The following is a 20,145-nucleotide window of genomic DNA, read 5'->3' on the forward strand; positions in this document are numbered from 1 at the left end:
CAGCGCTCATAGAGAGCCGTCTTCTTGTCAGAAGGCGCGCAGGGCGCACGGAAGAGGTGTGGACGCGATGACGGCCGTGGTACCGGAGCTTGCCGCCAACTACCGACCGGCGGACGTGGTCAGCCGCGACAGCGGCCGGGGCGCGCTCACCGGGGTCCAGGCGCTGGGCAAGCTGCTGCTCGACCAGCGCCGGGCCGACCAGGCGCGCGGCTGGAAGACCGCCGGGCTGGTGTCGGGCTACCGCGGGTCGCCGCTGGCCGGGCTGGACCTGGTGCTGGAGCGCAACGCCAAGCTGCTCGCCGCGCACGACATCGAGTTCATCCCCGGGGTCAACGAGGAGCTGGGCGCGACGGTCGTCTACGGCTCCCAACTGGCGCCGCAGCTGCCCGGCTCGCGCTTCGAGGGCGTCTTCGGCCTCTGGTACGGCAAGGCACCCGGCGTGGACCGGTCGGTCGACGCGTTCAAGCACGGCACCTGGATGGGAACCACGCCCAAGGGCGGCGTGCTGGTGGTGGCCGGGGACGACCCGGCGAGCAAGTCCTCGTCGCTGCCGTCGAACTCGACCATGGCGCTGGCCGAGTCGTACATGCCGGTGCTGGCGCCGGTCGACGTGGCCGACGTGCTGCGGCTGGGCCGCTTCGGCATCGAGATGTCCCGGTTCAGCGGCGCGTGGACGGCGTTCACCGTGGTCACCGCCATCGGCGACGCCTACGAGGTGGTCGACCTCGGTGTGGTGCCCGAGGTCGTGGTGCCGGAGTTCGAGTGGAACGGGCGGCCGTGGAAGCCGACGTTCAAGGCGGGTGTGGGCATCCCCGAGGCGCTGGCCCTGGAGCGCGAGGTGCTGGAGGGCAGGCTCGCCGCGGCGGTCGCGTTCGGCACCGCGAACGGGCTGAACCGGATCGAGGGCGCGACCCGCGAGGCGCGGCTGGGGATCATCGCGTCCGGGCACACCTACGCCTGCCTGCGCGACGCGCTCGGCCGGATGGGGCTGCCCGAGTCCGAACTGGACCGCCGCGGGGTCCGCCTGCTGCGGCTGGGCATGGCCTACCCGCTCGACCAGGACCTGATCGGGAAGTTCGCCGACGGCCTGGACGAGATCGTCGTGGTCGAGGACAAGCGGGCGTTCATCGAGACGCTGGTCAAGGAGGCCCTGTTCGACCGGGCCGTGCGGCCGCGGGTGCACGGCAAGCGCGGCGCGGACGGCAAGCCGCTCATCCCGGTGACGGGCGCGCTGGAGGCCGACCGGCTGGTGACCGTGCTCGGGCCGCTGCTGGCCGAGCGGCTCGGCCGCGAGCACGTGCGGCTGCCGGAGCGCTCCAGCAGGCCGCGGATCGCGTTGCCGCTGGTCAACCGCACCCCGTTCTTCTGCTCCGGCTGCCCGCACAACCGGTCGACGGAGATCCCGGACGGGTCGCTGGCGGGCGCGGGCATCGGCTGCCACGCGCTGACCACGTTCATGGACCGCAGCGTCGGCTTCACCCAGATGGGCGGCGAGGGCGTCAGCTGGGTGGGTGCCGCGCGGTTCACCGACACCCCGCACTTCTTCCAGAACCTGGGCGACGGCACGTTCTTCCACTCCGGCAGCCTCGCCGTGCGCCAGGCCGTCGCTGCGGGCACCAACATCACCTTCAAGCTGCTCTACAACGCGGCCGTGGCGATGACCGGCGGCCAGCACGCCGACGGTTCGGTCGACCCCGCCTCGGTGACCCGGATGCTGCACGCCGAGGGCGTCGCCAAGGTTGTCGTGGTCACCGACCAGCCCGGCAAGTACCCGCGCGGCACGACGTGGGCGCCGGGGGTGCGGGTGCGCCACCGCGACGACCTCGACGAGGTCCAGCGGGAGCTGCGCGACACCGCGGGCGTGACGGTGATCCTCTACGACCAGGAGTGCGCGGCGGAGAAGCGGCGCAAGCGCAAGCGCGGCAAGGCGGTCGACCCGGTGACCCGGGTGCACATCAACGAGGCGGTGTGCGAGGGCTGCGGCGACTGCGGCCGCAAGTCCAACTGCCTGAGCGTCGAGCCGGTGGAGACCGAGTTCGGCCGCAAGACGCAGATCGACCAGACCTCGTGCAACAAGGACTACTCCTGCCTGCTCGGCGACTGCCCGTCGTTCATGACGGTGGTGCCGGGCACCGGGAAGGCCAAGAAGATCGACCGCGCCGAGCTGCCCGCCGACCTGCCCGAGCCCGCGGCGAGGCCCACCGCGGCCGCGCTGGTGATGGTCGGCATCGGCGGTACCGGCGTGGTCACCGCGAACCAGGTGCTCGCCACGGCCGCGCTGATCAGCGGGCTCGACGCGCGGGCGCTGGACCAGACCGGCCTGAGCCAGAAGGCGGGCGCGGTGGTGTCGCACCTGCGGATCTCCCCGGAGCGCGACGAGCTGCCCGGCCTGGTGCCCGCGGGTGCCGCGGACGGGTACCTGGTGTTCGACCCGCTGGCCGCCACGACCGAGCCGAACCTGTCGCGCTGCGGCGAGGACCGGACGGTGGCGGTGGTCTCGACCGCGCAGGTGCCGACCGGCCGGATGGTCGTGGACCACACGGTGGCCTTCCCCGGCGACCTGGTGCCCAAGATCGCCGCGCGGACCAGGGACCTGCGCGCGTTCGACGCGCTCGACCTGGCCGAGCGGCTGTTCGGCAGCACCGCGGCGGCGAACTTCCTGGTCATCGGCGCGGCCTACCAGCTCGGTGTGCTGCCGCTGTCGGCCGAGGCGATCGAGAAGGCCATCGAGCTCAACGGCGTCGGCGTGGCGACCACGGTGCAGGCGTTCCGCGCCGGTCGCAAGGCGGTGCTCGACCCGACCTGGATCGACGGGACGACCGCGCCGGAGGTGGTGCCGTCGCCGTTGGCGGAGGGCTTCACCGGTGAGCTGCGCAGGCTGCTCGACGTGCGGCTGCCCGAGTTGGTGGCCTACCAGAACGAGGACTACGCCCAGCGCTACCTGGCCGTCGTGCGGCAGGTCGCGGACGCGGAGCGGGCGGCGGGGCTGCCGAGCGCGCTGTCGGAGGCGGTCGCGCGCAACCTGTTCAAGCTGATGGCCTACAAGGACGAGTACGAGGTCGCCCGGCTGCACCTGGCCGCGCGCGCCGAGGTCGAGGCCGAGTTCGGCCCGGGCACCCAGGTCGGCTACGCGCTGCACCCGCCGGTGCTGCGGGCGATGGGCATGCGCCGCAAGATCACCTTGAAGCGCACCGCCGGTCCGGCGTTCGCGGTCCTGCGGGCGATGCGCGGCCTGCGCGGCACGGCGCTGGACCCGTTCGGCCGGGCGCACCTGCGCAAGGTCGAGCGGGAACTGGTGAGCGAGTACGAGTCGCTCGTGCCCCGGCTGCTGTCCGCTTTGGACCAGTACGACCTCGCGGTGCGGATCGCGGACCTGCCGGACGTGGTGCGCGGGTACGAGGAGATCAAGCTGGCGAACGTGGAGCTTTATCGCGAAAAGCTCGCGGAATCGCTCGCCCTGCTGGGAAGCACCGTGTCAACCGGAAGGCCCGCCGTCTCATAGCGCGGTTGCTGTTGCGCTGGGATTTCCACCGTCGGAATCTGGGGCCCCTCAACCTCAGGAGCGAAGATGACGGTGGAAACCCGGCTCAACGACGTCAACATCGAAGCGGTCGGCGCTCTGGTGTCGGCGATCCAGCAGGACAAGGCGAAGGCGCGCACCACCTGGGCGGCCCACGTGCGCTGGCAGGGCGGTTTCCAGTCCACCGCCAAGGTCCGCGCGTTCGCCGAGTCCCACTCCGACGAGCCCCCCGCGCTCGGCGGCGACGACACCGCCCCCAACCCGGTCGAGCAGCTCCTCGCCGCCCTCGGCAACTGCCTGGCCGTCGGCTACGCCGCCAACGCCACCGTCGCCGGGATCCCGCTGGACTCCCTGGCCATCGACCTGCGCGGCGACGTCAACCTGCACGTCTTCCTCGGCCTCGCGCAAGGCCACGCGGGCTTCGACTCGATCACCGCCAAGGTCCGCATCGCCTCCCCCGCCCCGGCGGCCGACATCGAGGCCCTGCACCAGAAGGTCATCGCCTCATCCCCGGTGGGCCACACCCTGGGCAACCCAGTCCCGGTCACCGTCGAACTCGCCTGACCTCCGCTCGGCGGCGCCCGGCCGCCAGCCGGGGAGCCACAGCCAGGCCCTGGGCGAGACGGCGATGTCGTTGCCGCGCAGCAGGACCTCGTGGCACTCCGGCGGCTGGGCGGCGCCGGGGATCCGGTCGGACAGCAGCACGGCCAGGTTGGCGTCCGGCGCCTCGTCGAGCGCGTCGACCAGCACCGGCGCGGTCAGCAGGTGCCGGACCTCCGGGGTGCTGCCCTCGTGCAGGGCGACCCGCAGGCGGAGGCGGTCCTGGGTGGCGTTGTGGGCGCGCAGCTCGGTGTCCAGGGCGCGCAGGAAGCGGTCAGCCGGGGTGGCGGGTGGGCCGAGCACGGCCACGAGGGCGCCCGGCCGCCACTGCGGCGACAGGCCCGCGGCGTCGGCGGCGGCCGTCAGGACCTTCTCGGCGGCGGGGCAACTGGTTCCCGCGGCGGCCACGCAGAGTCGCCGGGACTCTGCGCCGATCGGTGCCATTGCTTGAGCCTTTCGTGTCGCCTTGGGGGCGATCGACACTCTCCGGCACTTGAGGCTAGGGCACTACGCACGGCGGCGGATTGTCGCCCCAGCCCGCGATCTCCCGGAGCCGGGGCAGGTCGGTGATCCGGATCCGGCGGTAGGCCTTGCTGATCACCCGGTCCTGCTCCAGGTCGGCGAGCGCCTTCTCGACCGTGCGGTTGGCCAGGCCAGCCATGTAGCCGAGCTCGTGCTGGGTGAGCTGGATGCGCAGGTCCCAGTGCTCACCCACCTGCTCGCCGTAGAAGCTGGCCAGCTCGACCAGCAGCCTGCCCAGCTTGACCCGGCCGTCCTTGATGGTGGCGTCGACCCGGCGGCGGTTGGCCCAGCGCAGCCGGGAGCTGATCATCCGGCTCACCTCGATGGCCAGGTCCGGGTACTCCGACATCAGCGCGCGCAAGCGGTTGCGGTGCACCGAGCGGACCACCACCGCGGTCGCGGCCTGAACCGTCGCCGAGCGTCGGGCCTCGGGGTCGATGGCGCCCATTTCGCCGACCATGTCCCCGGCGACGCGGATGCCTAAGAGGCTCTTGGTGCCGTTCGCGGTCTCCACGAACACCTTCACCGCGCCTTCCATGATGATGTAGGCGATGTCGCCTTCCTCATCTTGGCGCAAGAGGTAGTGATTGCGCGGGTAGCGAATCTCGGCGCCCGCCGCTAACAGTGCCGTTCGAGTGCGCTCGGGAAGCGAACCGAGCAAGGTGGTCAACGGCCAGTCGGAATCTGCACCCACGTCGTCTCCCGTCCGTCGTACGGTCGACGGTAGGAACTCGCGCGCGGGGGTTGCCGAGGCGTTCGGGCCCAATCACCCCGATGCCGGTCAGGTATCCCGGATCAGCCCACGACGAACGGCGAAGTGTTCTACTGCGAGTAGTCCTTTGTTTTACGGCGATTGTGGGAGCTTCGCCGTCTTACCCCGCACCGATGGCGGTGGGACTACCGGTCCGATGTCACCGTCCGGCGCGTCGTCAAGATCAACTATAACGGGTGCGTGGTCACTAGGCCCAGTCCCCTTACGCGCCTGGCGATCCACCCAGGCCGCGGCGGCCCTACCGGCGACCGGCGAGCTCGCCAGAATGAGGTCGATCCGCATCCCCAGATCTTTGTGGAACATGCCAGCGCGGTAATCCCAGTAGGAGAAGACCCGCTCGGTCGGCCACCTATCGCGGACCACGTCGTGCAATCCAACGCCCATAAGTTCGGCAAGGGCGGCACGCTCGGGTGGGGTCACGTGCGTGTGGCCTTCATAGGCCGCCGGATCGAAGACATCCGCATCAGTTGGGGCGATGTTTACATCACCGCACACCATGACCTCTTCGGGACCGGCGGCGACGTTGTCGCGGAGGGCGGCCAACCACGCGAGCTTGTAGTGGTAGTGGTCGGAATCCGGCTCGCGGCCATTGGGCACATACACCGAATGCACCCGGATACCACCGCAGGTAGCGGAAACAGCGCGCGCTTCGGGATCTGGGAACCCGGGACCGTCAGGGATGCCGCGCACAACGTCTTCTAGACCTACCCGCGAGAGGATCGCCACGCCGTTCCATTGGACCTCACCGTTGAGCGCCACCTCGTACCCGCGCTCAGCGAGCGGACCCACCAAGAGCGCGGTGAACGCGTCGTCGGCGAGTTTGGTCTCTTGCAGGCACACCACATCAGGCGCCCGCTCGTCGAGCCAGGGCAACAGCCTGGGTAGCCGCTGCTTCACCGAGTTCACGTTCCAGGTAGCCACGCGCACGCGGCCAACGTTAGCCCTAGCAAGAAGGCCGTGCGCGAGTACGTTGGCTCGTATGGAGTTCTCCGAGGTGGTCCGGCGCCGTCGGATGGTGCGCCACTACACAGACCAACCCCTTGCCCCTGAGGTCATCGAGCGCGTCTTGGCCAACGCGCTAAGAGCCCCGTCCGCGGGCTTCTCCCAAGGCTGGGCGTTCCTGGCTCTTACCGACGCCGAGGATCGCGCCCGCTTCTGGCCGTTCGTACCAACCCGGGTGGAGCAGACACCCACGATGCAAGACGCTCCGCTGGTGGTGATCCCGTTGGCGCACAAGATGGCCTACCTCGAGCGCTATGCCGAAGAGGACAAGGGTTGGGTCGACCGCGCCGAGGCACGGTGGCCCGCCCCTTACTGGCACATCGACACCGGCATGGCAGCACTGCTGATGCTTCTTACCGCCGTCGACGAAGGTCTCGGGGCGTGCTTCTTCGGCGTGATGCCCGACAACATCGACGGCTTGCGCACCGAGTTCGGCATCCCCGAGGAGTACCACCCCATCGGCGGGCTCACCGTCGGCTACCGCGCACCCGACCTACCGCCCCCACCTGCCCGGATAGCCGAACGCAAGCGAACCGTCGCTGACGTCGTCCACCGCGGGCAGTGGGGCAAGCACTAGTGGCTCACTAGTAAGTAAACGTCCCGATGATGTCGTTGACCTGACGGGCGGTCGCGGTAAGAGTCGCGGCCGACCGTTGGGTCGCGGTAGCACCCTCAGCGGTAAGAGCGGCGCTGCTGGAGATCCCGTCTAGAGACTCACGGATCTGCCCGGTGGTCTGGCTGACCTCGCCGACACTGGCGGCGATGCCCTGGGTGGTGCGGGTCTGCTCGTCCACCGCGGTGCCGATGCTCTGCTGGCCGTCGTTGATCTGGGTGATCACGCTGCGGATGCCGTCGATCGAGTCGACCGCCTCGCCGGTCATGGTCTGGATGACGCTGATCTTGGACTTGACGTTCTCGGTGGCGTGCGCCGTCTCCTGCGCCAGGTCCTTCACCTCGCTGGCGACCACCGCGAAGCCCTTGCCCGCGGCACCGGCCCTGGCCGCCTCGATGGTGGCGTTGAGCGCGAGCAGGTTGGTCTGCTCGGCGATGGAGGTGATGGCGCGGACGATCTCGTCGATCTCCCGGCTCGCGGTGCGCAGCCGCTGGACCCCGGTCGCGGTGTCCTCGGCGGCCCGGACGGCCTGCGCGGACACCGACTGGGCGTCGGAACTGGCCCGGGCGACGCTGTCGACCGAGGACCCGATCTGCGCCGACGCGGCGGCGATCTCGGTGATCGTGCTGGTCACCCGCCCGGCGGACTCGGCGACCTCGTTCGTGCGGGCCAGCGTCTCCGCGGCCGCGGTACCGAGGCGGCCGGACACCTGGTCCAGGTCGGCACCGGCGGCGAGCAGGGTCGCGGTGCCCTCGCCCATCGAGGTCAGCACCTCGCTCATCGCGGCGGCGGTCGCGTTGATCGCCTGGGCCATCTCCCCGAGCTCGTCGCCGCGGACCAGGTCGACCCGGGTGGTCAGGTCGCGGGCGGCGATCGCCTTCAGCCCGCGCACCATGGTCAGCAGCGGACCGCGGATGGTCCGGATCGTCCACGCCGAGATACCGGCGAAGGCCACGGCCGCGGCGAGCGCGCAGAGCAGGATCAGGGTCAGGTTGGTGGTGCCCGCGTCGTCGGCCTCGGCCCGCTGCTGCTCGACCGCGGCGGAGAGCTCGTCGTCCAGGCCGCCGAGCTTGTCCTCCAGCTGGGTGAACACGTCGAGGAACGCGGCGACCTCGGCCCTGGCCGCTACCGGGTCGGTCCCGGCGGTGGTGACGATGTGCTGGGCCTTGGCGGTGTAGTCGAGCACCGCGGCCCGGGTGTCCACGAAGCCAGCGCGCAACGCCTCGGGCGCCCCCGCCGCGGCGGTGTCGAACTTGGCCAGCATGGTCGCGGTGTGCTCGCTGACCTCGCCCGCGCCGAACTCCTCCAGCTCAGCCGGGGTCTGGGCGCTGATCGCGGCCATCACGTCGCCCCGGATGGCGTCGTGCATCATGTCGGCGTTCCACTGGGCGCTCATCGCGGCGCTGACCCCCGCCAGGGAGCCGGTGGCATCCGACTGGACCCCGGTCGCGTAGGTGGCGACGCCTGCCATGGCACCGAGCGCGACAACGCCGACGCCCGCCATCAGCAGCAGGCGGAAACGGATGCTCAGGCCCATGGCACTCCCTCGTCGTACGTGTGCCGGGGGTATTGGCACCCGGGAGGGGCAACTGAGACTTGCGCCCGCGATACCCCCGGATGGGGCAGTCCGGGCGGTCTCCAGTACGCGGTACGCCCACTGGCGTCGGGCACGGTGCGGTGTTCGTCAGGACAGCCGGATGAGGGAACCGGACTCGACGGCGACCCACACCGCGCCCCGGTCGTCGACCGCGATGCCGTGCGGTTCGGAGGTCGGGTCCGGCAGGGGGAACCGCTCGATCGCGCCGTCCGGGGTGATGTGGCCGACGTACCCGGTGGCCCATTCGGTGAACCAGCAGCCGTCCGGTCCCGCCGTGATCGCGTGGGGGCGGGCGGCGCGGTCGGGCAGCGGGAACTCGGTGACCGCGCCGTCCGGGGTGATCCGGCCGACCTGGCCCGCGCCGATCTCGACGAACCAGAGCGCGTCGCCGCGGCGGCAGATGCCGACCGGGGCGGCGTCCGGGGTGGGCAGGGGGAAGGTGGTGGTGACCCCGTCGGTGGTGGTCCGGCCGATGGCGCCGGTCCGGTTCATGGCGAACCACAGCGCGCCGTCGGGCCCACTGGTGATCATCGCGGGGAAGCTGTCCTCGGGCAGGTCGAACCCGCTGACCTCGCCGTCGGGGGTGACGCGGCCGATCCTGGCCGGGTTCATCTCGGTGAACCACAGCGCGCCGTCGGGCCCGTCGGTGATCACCGACGGCTGGCCCGCGGCGGTGTGGTCGGTGTGGTCGCCGTCGGGGGTGATCCGGCCGATCCCGGGGCCGACCACCCTGGTGAACCACAGCGCGCCGTCCGGTCCGGCCGTGATCCCGTAAGGCGCGCCGCCGACGGGGAACTCGTCGATGTTCACCGGGCCCACCCTGCCAGACAGAGCCGCCAGGCAGAGCCGCCAGGCAGAGCCGCCAGACCGGGGGTGGCACAGAAGCGGAAGGCGGTCGGTGATGAGACACGCGGCCGCTTCTGTGCCCGCCTGCCCACGGAAAAGCAGACACGAGAACGGTAGCCCGCTCGCCCGGCCGCGTTCCCCACCGTTCACACCCCCGCAACGGGTGACCTTCGCCATCATCATTTGTCATAAAGCGCGGCTATATAGCACGAGTGCGCACACGCGCGCGAAAGAAATGGGAACGGCTATAGCTCCCTGTTGGGTGTCCGCGCGGTTGTCCGGGCTTTACGTTCGGGAAAACGTCCCACAGAGGAGCCCAATGTCCCGCACCCGGTTCTTCGCCGCGCTCGTCGGCTTGCTCACCGCGTTCACCCTGGCCGCACCGAGCACCGCGACCGCCGACACGCAGCAGACCCTCGTCCGCACGATCTACTACGACTCCAGCCGCGCGGCCGAGCTCACCTCGACCGTCGAGGACGCCGTCAAGATCTGGAACGCCGGTGTCACCAGCGTCAAGCTGGTCAAGGGCAGCGGCGGCATCACCATCACCACCGCGCAGAACGGCTCGGCGCCGGGCACCGCGAGCTGCGTCGGCTGCACCCGCGGCCAGATCTACTTCTACCGCAACCAGATCACCAGCTCCGGCGCCAGCAGCCTGCGGGTCGTCGTGCACGAGTTCGGCCACATCCTCAGCCTCAACCACCCGTCGGACATCGGTAACTGCGCCAAGGTGATGGCGGGCGGGCGTTGCCAGAACGCCCAGCCGAGCAGCGCCGAACTGGCCGCCGTCCAGCGCTTCTGGACCGGTCGGATCGCCGCACCCGCGCCCGCACCGCACGAGCACGCCGTCTTCGCCTGACACCCCGCTCCCACCACAGGTCAGGCGAATCGCGCACGGATGTCCGCCGCGGTCTCCACGCCGCGCAGCACCTGGTCGTCCGCGACGCGAAGGACGACGGTACGCACCCCGGCCTCGATGTACGGCTCCAACCAGCCGCGCACCCCGGCCGGGGTGCCCGCGTACACGGCCTGCAACTGCGCGACCGCGTCGAACGGGTAGCCGTACCACCGCTCGACGGTCGTCCGCAGCCGCTGCCGCGCGGTGTCGGCGGAGGCGTCAACGGCGACGGTGGCGTACAGCCCGGGCACCGGTGGGGCAGCGCGGCCCGCCGCGGCGGCTTGGACGCGGTGCCAGCCCTCGGCGAAGCGGTCCACTGTGGGCGGGTACGGCAGCCAGCCGTCCGCCAGCTGCCCGACCCGCTCCTCGGCGCGTGCGCCCAACCCGGCGAGCCAGATCGGCGGACCCGACGGCGAGTGCGGCGTCGGGGAGAGCGCGACGTCGTGGAAGCTGAAGTGGCGACCGACGTGGCTGACCGGCCCACCCCGCGCGGCCCACAGGGCGCGGAGCACGGTGATCGACTCGGTCAGGCGCTCGCCGCGGCCGCGGAAGGGCACGCCGACGGCGACGAACTGCCGCTCGCTCGCCGGGTCGGCGAACCCGGAGCCGAGGCCGACGACCAAGCGCCCGCGGGCCAGCGCGTCGAGGGTGGCCAGGCTGTGCGCGAGCAGCACGGGGTTGCGCAGGGCGGCGAGCAGCACCCCGCTGGCGATCGTGATCCGCCGCGTCGTCGCGGCCAGCGCCGACAGCAGCACCACCGGGTCGGGCAGGCCGTAGACGAGCGGGCTGTCCGGCACCCAGACCGAGTCGAGGCCGAGGTGCTCCGCTTGCCCACCCAGCTCCACCAGGGCGTCGAGCCGGCGATCCGCGGTGAAGGTTGGCAGTAGGTAGCCGAAGTCCAGGCGCATTGTGACTCCCTCCTCGGGTCGCCGCCAACCTGCCCGTCGGCGGGGCGCACGGGCAATTCCCGACGGGGAATGGGCGCCACCGACTACACAGGACAGAGTGCGCCGATCGGGCCTTCCGCCGCACCCAGAGCAAGTACAGTGCGGCCAAGCTCAGAGGCGGGAGGTCATGGCCGTGGCCGGGTACGGGGTTGAGATCGGTCAGTTGCGGGCCGCTGCGGAGGCGGCGGGATCGGCCGCGGACCAGGCCAGGGTCGTGCACCCGGGCGCCGGTCTCGGCTCGATCGCGACCGCGTTGCCGGGCGGGGAGGCGGCGAAAGTAGCGCAGACCCTGGCCACGACGTTCGACCAGCGCACGGCGGGGTGGGCGGACCAGATCGACCAGTGGAGCGAGTCGGTTTCCTTGTCCGCCAAGACGTACTCCGAGAACGAGGCCGCTGCCGAGGGGGCGTTCGGGGGATGACCGTCGGCTACGACAACGTGCGCACATGGGACGCTGACGCGCTCGAAGCACTGGCGAACACCCTGCGGGGCAAGCGGGACCAGATCATCGGGTTGCAGGACGAACTCGACAACGCCAGGAAGTTGCCCGACTGGCACGGTTCAGCGGGCGAGAACGCGCGCAACTCACTGGGTGACACGCGGAACAAGGCCGAGATCCTGACCGCGGAGCTGTCGGCTGTGGAGCACGCGCTGCAAACCGCGTCCGACGACGTCACCGCCCTGAAATCCCGGGTCTGCAACAACGATTCCCTCGCGGCCAGCTACGAGTTCAGCATCGCGCCCGACGGCACCATCATCGACAACAAACCCGTCGACAACAGTCCGCCGGGATCGCGTTACGAGGCCGAGGAACGCGCGGAGGCCCAACGGCACCGCGCCACCATCCGGCGGCAGTTGGAACAGGAAACGGCGGCGATCCTCACGGCGGCGAACGGCATCGACGCCACCCTCGCCCGCGTGCTGCACCTCGCGCAGGACGCCAAGATCGACGACGACGGGGCGACCACCCTGGCCGGTGCCAAGACCGCCGGGGAGATCGACGCCCAGGTGGTCAAGATGGAGCAGTCGCTGCGCGACGCCGGGCTGCTGACCGGGCCGCCCGCGTCCGGCCACTACCGGCAGTGGCTGGAGAACGCCGTGCGGCGGGGCGTGTCGGTCGACACGATCAAGCAGATGATCACCGACCACCACATCACCCCGGCGGACTTCGCGATCCTCGACCGGATGGAGGAGATCCGCGAGGACGAGGACGGCGACGGGACGTTCAAGTCGTACTTCCTGATGCCCACCGACATCAGCGGGGACGACGCCGCCAAGGCGGTGCGGATGACCTACATCATGAACGCGGGCACCGACTACGGCACCGAGGGCGAGACCACCGACTTCGCGCCAACCCCGTACGGCTCCGCGGAGCTGCAGCGGATCATCGACCGGCAGCGCGCGAACGACTGGAGCTACAACGAGGACGTGGCGTTCGTGCACGGCAACGGCGGCAGGCTGGTGACCACCCCGAACGGCATGATGATGGGCCTGGGCGGCAACCTCATCCAGGACCAGTTCAGCCAACGCGGCGGAACCACCTGGGGCGACACGTTCATGCTGAACATCGACAACCCGGCGGACCCAGCGCAGCTACTGCGGGAGGTGGCGGCCTCAGGCCACACGTGGTACGACGGCGACAGCGGCCCCCAACCAGGCGCCCTCGACATGGACCGACTGCTGCACCACGAAGAACGCCACTCCCAGCAATGGGCGCGCGAGGGCTACACCGGTTTCCTCGCCTCCTACGTGTGGGAACAGGTCACCGGCGGCAACGAGACCGAGGAAGACGCAGGACTATCCGATGGCGGTTACCACTAACTGGCCGCGCGTCACCTGCGCCGCCCTGCTGCTGGCAGCGGTCGCGGCGTGCGACACCAAGGCCCCGTACGAACCGTCCCTACCACCGGCGGCGGGCTTCCGCGTCGACAACGGCGTCCTGAAGCTGTGGACCGGCACGCCCTGCGCCGGCGTCACGGGCGTGCGGTTGATCTTCGACTCCGGCACCTCGAAAAGCACCGAACAGGTCTGGACCGCCCCGCGCCCCGGGGTACCCCTGGAACACCTGGACCTCGTGCGCCCCACCGCCGACGGCCCCCTCCAGGTCACCAAACCCCTCCCCGCCAACTACGACTGGACCAAAGCCGACTCCCTCGTCTTCTCCATCGACGGCCCCCAAGCCCACGGCGCCCGAGTCTCGGTCAGCCAGATCCTGACCGAGTCCGCCCAACACCCGCCCGAGACCTACCTCTTCGGCAAAACCGGCTGGCTGGACGCCCCGGCCGTCGCCCGCGAGAACCAGAAGTCATTCCTCACCATCTGCACCCCCGACCCCGGCTGACCAATGCCCCTCCTCCGCCGCGTCGTACTAGCGCTCCTCATCTGCACGGTCGCCCTCATCGCGGTCCTGCTGGGCGAAACAGTGCTCACCGCCACCGGCCTGACCTTCGACCCCCACGGCTACGGCACATTCGCCACGGTTCTCCTGGCAGCAACCCTCACCCCAGTAGCCCTCTTGCTCTGGCTCCTACACCGCTGGCTCCGCTAACCCGCATTTCGTTTATGTGGCACAGAAGCAGTCCCACAACTCCCCGACGTCCCGCTCCTGTGCCAGCAGCCTGCGAAGCAGGTCCACCAACCGTAAGCCCCACCCCCACCCCCCAACCCCGCCGTTTCACCCCCCGCATCGGGTAGCAATCCGCGCCACCCCTCGCACAGGACCAGCCACACTTCCCCAGGACGTCCACATGGGCAGGGGCGCGGCCAGGTCGGACAGCGGCCGCGAGGTTGCGAGCGGAGCAATGGGGTGCGTACCGCAAATAGGCAGGTAAACGGCGTTGATGATCTTGCGCAGCCATCGAGAACCACGCTGACCAGGCAGAAGAGTGGGCCGCCTGGGGCTCGAACCCAGAACCTACGGATTAAAAGTCCGCAGCTCTACCAATTGAGCTAACGGCCCAGGGGGCCGAGTGTAGCGGCTGGGGTGGGGGCGGTTGGGGGGTGGCGGACGGGTGGGATGGGGGTGGTGTGGGTCACAGGGATGGGCTCAGGGCGGGTACGGGGTGGGGTCGGGTGGTTGTGGAGAGTGAGTGCGGGGGTGGGAAACGGCCAAAGCGGGGTTGGTTTCGGCCATTTTCGGGGCGGGGAACTAAGTTGGTTGACCGGAGCGGAAGGCAGGTGAAAGGCTCCCGCCGAAAAGGGAGGTCTGGGGTGGATCGGCGAACAATGGCGGCTGCGGTTACTACCGCAATCCTGTGGGCTTCGGCGTTTGTGGTGATCCGGGACGCGGCTCCGCACTTTTCCGCGGGGGCGTTGGCGGAGGGTCGGCTGCTCAGCGGGGCGGTGGCGTTGCTGCTGCTCCTGGGCCTGCGGCGGGAGGGGCTGCCGGGGCGGGGGGCTTGGCCGGGGATCATCGGGTCGGGGGTGTTGTGGTTCGGCGGCTACATGGTCGTTTTGAACTGGGGCGAGAAGTTGGTCGACGCCGGTACCGCCGCGATGCTGGTGAATATCGGGCCTATTTTGATCGCCTTGCTCGGGGGTTGGCTTCTGCAAGAGGGATTCCCGCCTCGGCTATTGCTGGGGTTGGGGGTTTCCTTCACCGGCGCGATCGTCGTTGGCGTGTCCTCCTCGGGGACCGGTAGTTCCTCGATGCTGGGCATCGGGCTGTGCGTGCTCGCGGCGGTGACCTACGCCGCCGGGGTGGTGCTGCAGAAGCCCGCCCTGCGGCACGGGACCGCCTTGCAGGTCACGACCTTCGGGTGCGTCATCGGGGCCGTCGCCACCTTGCCGTTCTCGGGGCAGTTGATCGCGGACCTGCAGACGGCGCCGGTCAGTTCGACGATCGGGATGGTGTACCTGGGCCTCTTCCCCACGGCGCTGGCGTTCTACACGTGGGCGTACGCGCTCTCGCGGACGACCGCGGGCCGGATGGGGGCCACCACCTACGTCGTGCCCGCGCTGGTGCTGCTGATGTCCTGGCTGTTCCTCGGGGAGGTCCCGGCCGCGCTCACGCTGGTCGGCGGGGCGCTGTGCCTGCTGGGTGTCGCCGTGTCACGGAGCAGGGGCAGGGACGCGGACACGGGCACGGGCACCGTGCAGGCCTCACCCGTTCGGCTCACGCGAACGCGCACAGATGGCGATGTGATCTAGCTTGAGCACCCACCCAGTGATCTAGAGAGGGGCCAGCGATGTCCGACCAGCGCGAGCGGGCCGAGGCGTTCGCCGAGTTGCACCGCGGCCCGGGGGCCTTCGTCCTGGCCAACGCGTGGGACGCGGGGACGGCGCGGGTGTTGTCCGGGTTGGGGTTCCGGGCGCTGGCCACGACCAGCGCCGGGCTGGCCTTCGGGCTGGGCCGCGCGGACGGGGCGGGGCTGGTGAGCCGGGCGGAGGCGCTGGCCAACGCCGGGGCGGTCATCTCGGCGACCGAGCTACCCGTGTCGGCCGACCTGGAGAACGGGTTCGGAGACCGGCCGGAGGACGCCGCCGAGACGATCCGGCTCGCCGCCGAGGTGGGGCTGGTCGGCGGGTCCATCGAGGACGTGAGCGACGGCAAGATCTACGACTTCGACCTGGCCGTCGAGCGGATCGCCGCGGCGGTCGAGGCAGCCAGGGCGCAGCCGTTCCCGTTCACGCTGACCGCCCGCGCCGAGAACTACCTGAACGGCAGACCCGACCTCGACGACACGATCCGCAGGCTCCAGGCCTTCGCCGAGGCCGGTGCCGACGTGCTCTACGCGCCCGGCCTGCCGGACCTGGACTCGATCAAGGCCGTCTGCGCCGCGGTGGACAAGCCGGTCAACGTGCTGGCGGCGGGCCCGGCGGCGCGCTGCTCGGTCAGCAAGCTCGGCCAGCTCGGCGCCCGCCGGATCAGCCTCGGCTCCGCGCTGCCCAGGGCCGCCCTCACCGCAGCCGTGCTGGCCGCCCAGGAGATCGCCGAGTCCGGCACCTTCACGCTGACCACCGGCGCCATGACCTACGCGCAAGCCGACGCCCTGATCGACTGACGGAGGACGCCGAATGACCCACCTGTGGATGCGGCACGAGGTGCGAACCACCGAACGCCGCGCCCCGATCACGCCCGCGGACGCCCGAACCCTGGTGGACGCCGGGGTCGAGGTGACCGTCGAGCGGTCCCCGCAGCGCGTGTTCCCCATCGAGGACTACGCCGCGGCGGGGTGCGACACAGCCGAGGCGGGGTCCTGGGTGGACGCACCTGACGACGCCTACATCGTCGGACTCAAGGAATTGCCAGAAGCCCCAAGCGAACTGCGCCACCAGCATGTCTACTTCGGACACGCCTACAAGGGCCAGCACGGCGCAGCCACCTTGCTCAACCGCTTCACCTCCGGCGGTGGCGCGCTCCTGGACGTGGAGTACCTGACCGACGAGAACGGCCGCAGGCTCGCCGCGTTCGGCTACTGGGCCGGTTACGTCGGCGCCGCGCTCGCCGTCCTGCACCTGCGCGGGAAGCTCACCACGCCGCTCACCCCGACCACCCGCGAAGACCTCGACGCCGCACTCCAGGGCGGCGACGACACCCGCGCCATCGTGGTCGGCGCCCTCGGTCGCAGCGGCCGAGGCGCCCTCGACGCACTGGCCGTCGCCGGGATCGACGCGACCGGTTGGGACCTCGAAGAGACGCGCAGCCTGGACAAGCCCGTCCTCCTCGCGCACGACCTGCTGGTCAATACGGTCCTCACCACCACCCCGGTCCCGCCGTTCGTCACCGAGGCCGACCTCGACGCGCCCGGTCGCGAGCTCGCGGTGATCTCCGACGTGACCTGCGACGTCACCTCAGACTGCAACATCCTGCCGATCTACGACCGGATCACCGACTGGGACGAGCCCGCTAGGCGGCTGCGCGCGGACAAGCCGGTCGACATCATCGCCATCGACAACCTGCCGTCGCTGCTGCCGAAGGAGGCGAGCGTGGCGTTCTCCGCCGACCTGCTCCCGCTCCTGCGCAACCTCGACGGCGGCGCCGAATGGGCGCGCGCACTGGAACACTTCCGCACCGCTGTGGCGAAGGAGGCCGTCAATGGCTGACACCGTGCACTGGGTCGGCACCGGCCTGTCCACCGGCAGCGGTGTCCGCATCCTCGCCGACACGACCAACGTCGTCCTCTATGGACGGACGCAGGACAAGGCCGCGGCGTGCATCGACCGCCTGGGCCTCACCGGCAAAGTCACCCCTCGCGCGCTCGACGCGCTGGACCCCGAGCGCGGTGACGTCGTCGTCTCCATGTTGCCCGCGACCGAGCACGTCCGGCTCCTGAAACTGTGCCTGGCCAACGGTTCCCACTACGCCAACACCAGCTACGTCTCCGACGAGATCGCCGGTTACGCCGAAGCCGCCCGCGACGCGAACATCGTGCTGCTGACCGAAGCCGGTCTCGACCCCGGCATCGATCACCTGCTCGCCCACGACCTGGTCGCCCGCGCGGAGGTCGACGGCCCGGCGACAGCGGCGTTCACCTCGTACTGCGGTGGTATCCCCGCCGTGCCCAACGAGTTCCGGTACCGGTTCAGCTGGGCGCCGCGCGGCGTGCTGACCGCCCTGCTCTCCCCTGCCCGCTACATCGAGAACGGCGAGCCCACCGTGGCCGAGCGGCCGTGGGAGGCGACCACGGCGCACGAGCTGGGCGGCGAGCGGTTCGAGGCGTACCCCAACCGCGACAGCCTGCCGTTCGTCGAGCAGTACCACCTGCCGGGCCAGTGGCGGCTGGAGCGGTTCGTCCGCGGCACGCTGCGGCTCGACGGCTGGCTGGACGCGTGGGCACCGGTGTTCGCCGAGCTGCGCGACCCCGATCCCGACCGGATCACCGCGCTCGCCGCCGACCTGGCCGCCCGCCACCCGACGACCGAGACCGACCGGGACCGCGTCGTGCTCGCCGTCGCGCTCGCGGTGCGCGGCGACGACGGCACGCGGTGGTCGGGTGAGTACCTGCTCGACCTGGTCGGCGACGAGCACGACAGCGCGATGGCCCGCCTGGTGTCGACCCCGCTGGCCGTCGGGGTCGGCGAGATCCTGTCCGGCGCGCTGACCCCGGGGCTGCACCGCGCCGCCGAGGGCGCGGAGGCGTCGACGCGGTGGCTGGCCGCGCTAAACCGGTACGGGATCACGGCGCGTTTTCGCTAGCTTCCCCCGATGCACGGAACTGAGGTGTGGCATTCGGCGCAGTGGCAGGCCGGGGCCCAGGAATGGCTTGACGAGCGGCTGGCCGGTGCCGGGATCACCCGGACCGGCCCGCTGACCGAGCACAAGGTGCGCTCCTGGGCGGCGGTCCTGACCGCGCCGACCACCTCGGGACCGGTGTGGTTCAAGGCAACCGCGCCGGGAACCGCCGCCGAGGTCGGGCTCTACGAGATCCTGCGCGCGGTGGTGCCCGACCGGGTGCTGGCGCCGATCGCGACCGACACGACCCGCGGCTGGCTCGTGCTGCCCGACGGCGGACCCACGCTGACCGAGCAGCATGAAATCATCGAATTCCTGCCCCTGTACGGACAGTTGCAGCGCGACCTCGCCGCGCACACGGACGCGATGCTGGCGGCGGGCGTCACCGACATGCGCCCCGCGCGGCTGCCGGAGCGGTTCGCCGAGGCGCTCGCGGTGATCGACGACGTCCCACCGGACATCGCCGCGATGGGTCCGCAGGTGACCCGGTGGTGCGAGCGGTTGGCCCAATCACCGGTGCCGGTGAGCCTCGACCACAACGACCTGCATGCGGGGAACTTCTTGCGGGGCGGGCGGTTCTACGACTGGGGCGACGCCGTGATCGCCCACCCGTTCGCCTCGATGCTGGTCCCGTTCTCGCTCGTCGGCGATGACCACACCCGCGCCCGCGACGCCTACCTGGAGCCGTTCACCGACCTCGCGCCGCGCGCCGAGCTGGTCGCCGACCTCGACCTGGCCTGCCGGGTCGGCAAGATCGCCCGCGCGCTCACCTGGCACCGGGCCATCAACGGCGAGCCGAGCCCGTTCGCCGACGCGCCGAGGGCCCACTTGGTTGCTTTGGCCAAACCGTCCTTTTTCGACTAGTTCGCCACTACGATCCCCGGAACCGCGTCGGGGTGATGGCCGTCTATCCCGATAACTTCAAGCCGCAGAGGGGTAGACATGGCGGACATCGAGTATCGCTTCGGCACCGGGGAGAGCGCCCCGAACGTGCACCACGGCGAGGCCAACGTGGACGTCGACGGCGACGGGACCAACGACGCGATCGCGGTCGACTTCGACGGCGACGGCCGCTACGACGACCGCATGTGGGACTCCGACGGTGACGGCGTCGCCGACACCGCGCTGCTGGACTACAACGACGACGGCGTCGCCGAGTCCGCCTACAACGACCCGACCGGTCTGGGCACCTGGAACGAGAAGGGCATCGGCGGCGACGAGTCCGGCGACCTGCCGCCCGCGCACCCGACCACGTCCGACCAGACCCAGGACGTCCCCTCCGACGTCCCCGAGGACACCTCCACGACCACCACAGACGCGCCGCCCGCGGACGACCAGACCCAGGACGTCCCCTCGGACGTGCCCGAGGACGACGGCGCCGACCTGCCGCCCGCGCACCCGACCACCGACGAGCCCGCCGGTGACGAGCAGATCGAGGACGGCGGCTTCGAGAACCAGCCCGGCGACGACGACGCGGTGGTCGAGGAGGAGCCCTACGACGACGGCACCCTCGAGGACTCCGGCGTCGACGACGGCTACGACTCGTGCTCCCCGGACTCGTCCTCCGAGGCGACCGTGTCGGACTGGTACTCCGAACTCTCGTGACCCGGCGGCCCCGTCCCGCCCGGGATGGGGCCGCGGGATCAGCCCACCG

Annotated in this window: 20 protein-coding genes and 1 tRNA gene; 14 read left to right on the forward strand and 7 right to left on the reverse strand. The window is 70.7% G+C overall.

Translation table 11 applies throughout. From position 1 onward, the window contains the following. Nucleotides 1–67: 67 nt before the first annotated feature. Together LV75_RS27565 and LV75_RS27570 are read left to right on the forward strand one after the other, a co-directional pair. The gene (locus LV75_RS27565) at nucleotides 68–3,502 is read left to right on the forward strand and encodes an indolepyruvate ferredoxin oxidoreductase family protein (protein WP_253890053.1); all 3,435 of its coding nucleotides are present in this window, start codon (nucleotides 68–70) and stop codon (nucleotides 3,500–3,502) included. A gap of 66 nt (nucleotides 3,503–3,568) precedes the next feature. Continuing rightward, a complete protein-coding gene (locus tag LV75_RS27570) occupies nucleotides 3,569–4,084 on the forward strand; it encodes an OsmC family protein (RefSeq protein WP_253890055.1) in 516 nt (171 codons plus the stop codon). On the opposite strand, the gene LV75_RS27575 is transcribed toward LV75_RS27570, so the two are convergent. The 3 genes from LV75_RS27575 to LV75_RS27585 all read right to left on the reverse strand — a co-directional run bounded on the left by LV75_RS27575 (nucleotide 4,025) and on the right by LV75_RS27585 (nucleotide 6,341). Then, nucleotides 4,025–4,564, reverse strand: a complete 540-nt coding sequence (locus LV75_RS27575; protein WP_253890057.1) for a hypothetical protein — start codon at nucleotides 4,562–4,564, stop codon at nucleotides 4,025–4,027. The two genes, LV75_RS27570 and LV75_RS27575, sit on opposite strands and share 60 nt — an antisense overlap. Nucleotides 4,565–4,619: 55 nt before the next feature. After that, complete coding sequence (locus tag LV75_RS27580) at nucleotides 4,620–5,336, reverse strand: Crp/Fnr family transcriptional regulator (RefSeq protein ID WP_253890059.1); 717 nt, start codon at nucleotides 5,334–5,336, stop codon at nucleotides 4,620–4,622. A gap of 150 nt (nucleotides 5,337–5,486) precedes the next feature. Then, nucleotides 5,487–6,341 (reverse strand): exodeoxyribonuclease III, encoded by an 855-nt coding sequence (locus LV75_RS27585; RefSeq protein ID WP_253890061.1) that lies wholly within the window; start codon nucleotides 6,339–6,341, stop codon nucleotides 5,487–5,489. Nucleotides 6,342–6,393: 52 nt separating this feature from the next. On the opposite strand from LV75_RS27585, the gene LV75_RS27590 reads away from it, so the two are divergent. After that, nucleotides 6,394–6,993 (forward strand): nitroreductase family protein, encoded by a 600-nt coding sequence (locus tag LV75_RS27590; RefSeq protein ID WP_253890062.1) that lies wholly within the window; start codon nucleotides 6,394–6,396, stop codon nucleotides 6,991–6,993. Nucleotides 6,994–7,000: 7 nt separating this feature from the next. On the opposite strand, the gene LV75_RS27595 is transcribed toward LV75_RS27590, so the two are convergent. Both LV75_RS27595 and LV75_RS27600 read right to left on the reverse strand, forming a co-directional pair. Then, on the reverse strand, nucleotides 7,001–8,566 hold the full coding sequence (locus LV75_RS27595; protein ID WP_253890063.1) for a methyl-accepting chemotaxis protein: 1,566 nt from the start codon (nucleotides 8,564–8,566) through the stop codon (nucleotides 7,001–7,003). Between the two features lie 147 nt (nucleotides 8,567–8,713). Further along, a complete protein-coding gene (locus LV75_RS27600) occupies nucleotides 8,714–9,436 on the reverse strand; it encodes a Vgb family protein (RefSeq protein ID WP_308211053.1) in 723 nt (240 codons plus the stop codon). A 355-nt stretch (nucleotides 9,437–9,791) separates the two neighbouring features. On the opposite strand from LV75_RS27600, the gene LV75_RS27605 reads away from it, so the two are divergent. Continuing rightward, on the forward strand, nucleotides 9,792–10,331 hold the full coding sequence (locus tag LV75_RS27605; RefSeq protein WP_253890065.1) for a snapalysin family zinc-dependent metalloprotease: 540 nt from the start codon (nucleotides 9,792–9,794) through the stop codon (nucleotides 10,329–10,331). A gap of 20 nt (nucleotides 10,332–10,351) precedes the next feature. Here LV75_RS27605 and LV75_RS27610 read toward each other — a convergent pair whose 3' ends face one another. Further along, nucleotides 10,352–11,278 (reverse strand): LLM class flavin-dependent oxidoreductase, encoded by a 927-nt coding sequence (locus LV75_RS27610; protein WP_253890066.1) that lies wholly within the window; start codon nucleotides 11,276–11,278, stop codon nucleotides 10,352–10,354. A gap of 166 nt (nucleotides 11,279–11,444) precedes the next feature. Here LV75_RS27610 and LV75_RS27615 point away from each other — a divergent pair, with 166 nt between their 5' ends. Genes LV75_RS27615 through LV75_RS27630 form a run of 4 tightly spaced genes read left to right on the forward strand, consistent with a single transcriptional unit; the run spans nucleotide 11,445 to nucleotide 13,865 of the window. Beyond that, nucleotides 11,445–11,738 (forward strand): hypothetical protein, encoded by a 294-nt coding sequence (locus LV75_RS27615; protein ID WP_253890067.1) that lies wholly within the window; start codon nucleotides 11,445–11,447, stop codon nucleotides 11,736–11,738. Beyond that, complete coding sequence (locus LV75_RS27620; RefSeq protein ID WP_253890069.1) at nucleotides 11,735–13,138, forward strand: hypothetical protein; 1,404 nt, start codon at nucleotides 11,735–11,737, stop codon at nucleotides 13,136–13,138. Before LV75_RS27615 ends, LV75_RS27620 begins: the two co-directional genes overlap by 4 nt. Further along, a complete protein-coding gene (locus LV75_RS27625; protein ID WP_253890071.1) occupies nucleotides 13,122–13,658 on the forward strand; it encodes a hypothetical protein in 537 nt (178 codons plus the stop codon). The genes LV75_RS27620 and LV75_RS27625 overlap by 17 nt, the downstream gene beginning before the upstream one ends. Nucleotides 13,659–13,661: 3 nt before the next feature. After that, the gene (locus LV75_RS27630) at nucleotides 13,662–13,865 is read left to right on the forward strand and encodes a hypothetical protein (protein ID WP_253890073.1); all 204 of its coding nucleotides are present in this window, start codon (nucleotides 13,662–13,664) and stop codon (nucleotides 13,863–13,865) included. A gap of 338 nt (nucleotides 13,866–14,203) precedes the next feature. On the opposite strand, the gene LV75_RS27635 is transcribed toward LV75_RS27630, so the two are convergent. Further along, nucleotides 14,204–14,276 (reverse strand) — tRNA-Lys (locus tag LV75_RS27635). A gap of 251 nt (nucleotides 14,277–14,527) precedes the next feature. Here LV75_RS27635 and LV75_RS27640 point away from each other — a divergent pair. The 6 genes from LV75_RS27640 (at nucleotide 14,528) to LV75_RS27665 (ending at nucleotide 20,096) form a co-directional block, all read left to right on the forward strand. Beyond that, entirely contained in the window at nucleotides 14,528–15,466 is a 939-nt protein-coding gene (locus LV75_RS27640; protein ID WP_253890075.1) for a DMT family transporter, read from the forward strand. Between the two features lie 38 nt (nucleotides 15,467–15,504). Next, nucleotides 15,505–16,320 (forward strand): isocitrate lyase/PEP mutase family protein, encoded by an 816-nt coding sequence (locus LV75_RS27645; RefSeq protein WP_253890077.1) that lies wholly within the window; start codon nucleotides 15,505–15,507, stop codon nucleotides 16,318–16,320. 13 nt (nucleotides 16,321–16,333) lie between these two features. Next, the gene (locus LV75_RS27650) at nucleotides 16,334–17,362 is read left to right on the forward strand and encodes a saccharopine dehydrogenase (RefSeq protein WP_253890079.1); all 1,029 of its coding nucleotides are present in this window, start codon (nucleotides 16,334–16,336) and stop codon (nucleotides 17,360–17,362) included. Then, nucleotides 17,355–18,455 carry a saccharopine dehydrogenase family protein gene (locus LV75_RS27655; protein WP_253890081.1) on the forward strand — a complete coding sequence of 367 codons (1,101 nt, stop codon included), beginning with the start codon at nucleotides 17,355–17,357 and terminating at the stop codon, nucleotides 18,453–18,455. Before LV75_RS27650 ends, LV75_RS27655 begins: the two co-directional genes overlap by 8 nt. Before the next feature lie 9 nt (nucleotides 18,456–18,464). Next, entirely contained in the window at nucleotides 18,465–19,355 is an 891-nt protein-coding gene (locus LV75_RS27660; protein WP_253890083.1) for a phosphotransferase, read from the forward strand. 78 nt (nucleotides 19,356–19,433) lie between these two features. Next, complete coding sequence (locus LV75_RS27665; protein WP_253890085.1) at nucleotides 19,434–20,096, forward strand: hypothetical protein; 663 nt, start codon at nucleotides 19,434–19,436, stop codon at nucleotides 20,094–20,096. The last annotated feature ends 49 nt before the right edge of the window (nucleotides 20,097–20,145 follow it).

This window comes from Actinokineospora diospyrosa (assembly GCF_024171925.1).
Lineage (GTDB): Bacteria > Actinomycetota > Actinomycetes > Mycobacteriales > Pseudonocardiaceae > Actinokineospora > Actinokineospora diospyrosa.

Coding starts and splice junctions, on each gene's coding strand:
- LV75_RS27625 (WP_253890071.1), top strand. CDS start 13,122: ATGGCGGTTACCACTAACTGGCCGCGCGTCACCTGCGCCGCCCTGCTG.
- LV75_RS27610 (WP_253890066.1), bottom strand. CDS start 11,278: ATGCGCCTGGACTTCGGCTACCTACTGCCAACCTTCACCGCGGATCGC.
- LV75_RS27565 (WP_253890053.1), top strand. CDS start 68: ATGACGGCCGTGGTACCGGAGCTTGCCGCCAACTACCGACCGGCGGAC.
- LV75_RS27655 (WP_253890081.1), top strand. CDS start 17,355: ATGGCTGACACCGTGCACTGGGTCGGCACCGGCCTGTCCACCGGCAGC.
- LV75_RS27630 (WP_253890073.1), top strand. CDS start 13,662: ATGCCCCTCCTCCGCCGCGTCGTACTAGCGCTCCTCATCTGCACGGTC.
- LV75_RS27595 (WP_253890063.1), bottom strand. CDS start 8,566: ATGGGCCTGAGCATCCGTTTCCGCCTGCTGCTGATGGCGGGCGTCGGC.
- LV75_RS27620 (WP_253890069.1), top strand. CDS start 11,735: ATGACCGTCGGCTACGACAACGTGCGCACATGGGACGCTGACGCGCTC.
- LV75_RS27615 (WP_253890067.1), top strand. CDS start 11,445: ATGGCCGTGGCCGGGTACGGGGTTGAGATCGGTCAGTTGCGGGCCGCT.
- LV75_RS27575 (WP_253890057.1), bottom strand. CDS start 4,564: ATGGCACCGATCGGCGCAGAGTCCCGGCGACTCTGCGTGGCCGCCGCG.
- LV75_RS27665 (WP_253890085.1), top strand. CDS start 19,434: ATGGCGGACATCGAGTATCGCTTCGGCACCGGGGAGAGCGCCCCGAAC.
- LV75_RS27605 (WP_253890065.1), top strand. CDS start 9,792: ATGTCCCGCACCCGGTTCTTCGCCGCGCTCGTCGGCTTGCTCACCGCG.
- LV75_RS27650 (WP_253890079.1), top strand. CDS start 16,334: ATGACCCACCTGTGGATGCGGCACGAGGTGCGAACCACCGAACGCCGC.
- LV75_RS27645 (WP_253890077.1), top strand. CDS start 15,505: ATGTCCGACCAGCGCGAGCGGGCCGAGGCGTTCGCCGAGTTGCACCGC.
- LV75_RS27570 (WP_253890055.1), top strand. CDS start 3,569: ATGACGGTGGAAACCCGGCTCAACGACGTCAACATCGAAGCGGTCGGC.
- LV75_RS27590 (WP_253890062.1), top strand. CDS start 6,394: ATGGAGTTCTCCGAGGTGGTCCGGCGCCGTCGGATGGTGCGCCACTAC.
- LV75_RS27660 (WP_253890083.1), top strand. CDS start 18,465: ATGCACGGAACTGAGGTGTGGCATTCGGCGCAGTGGCAGGCCGGGGCC.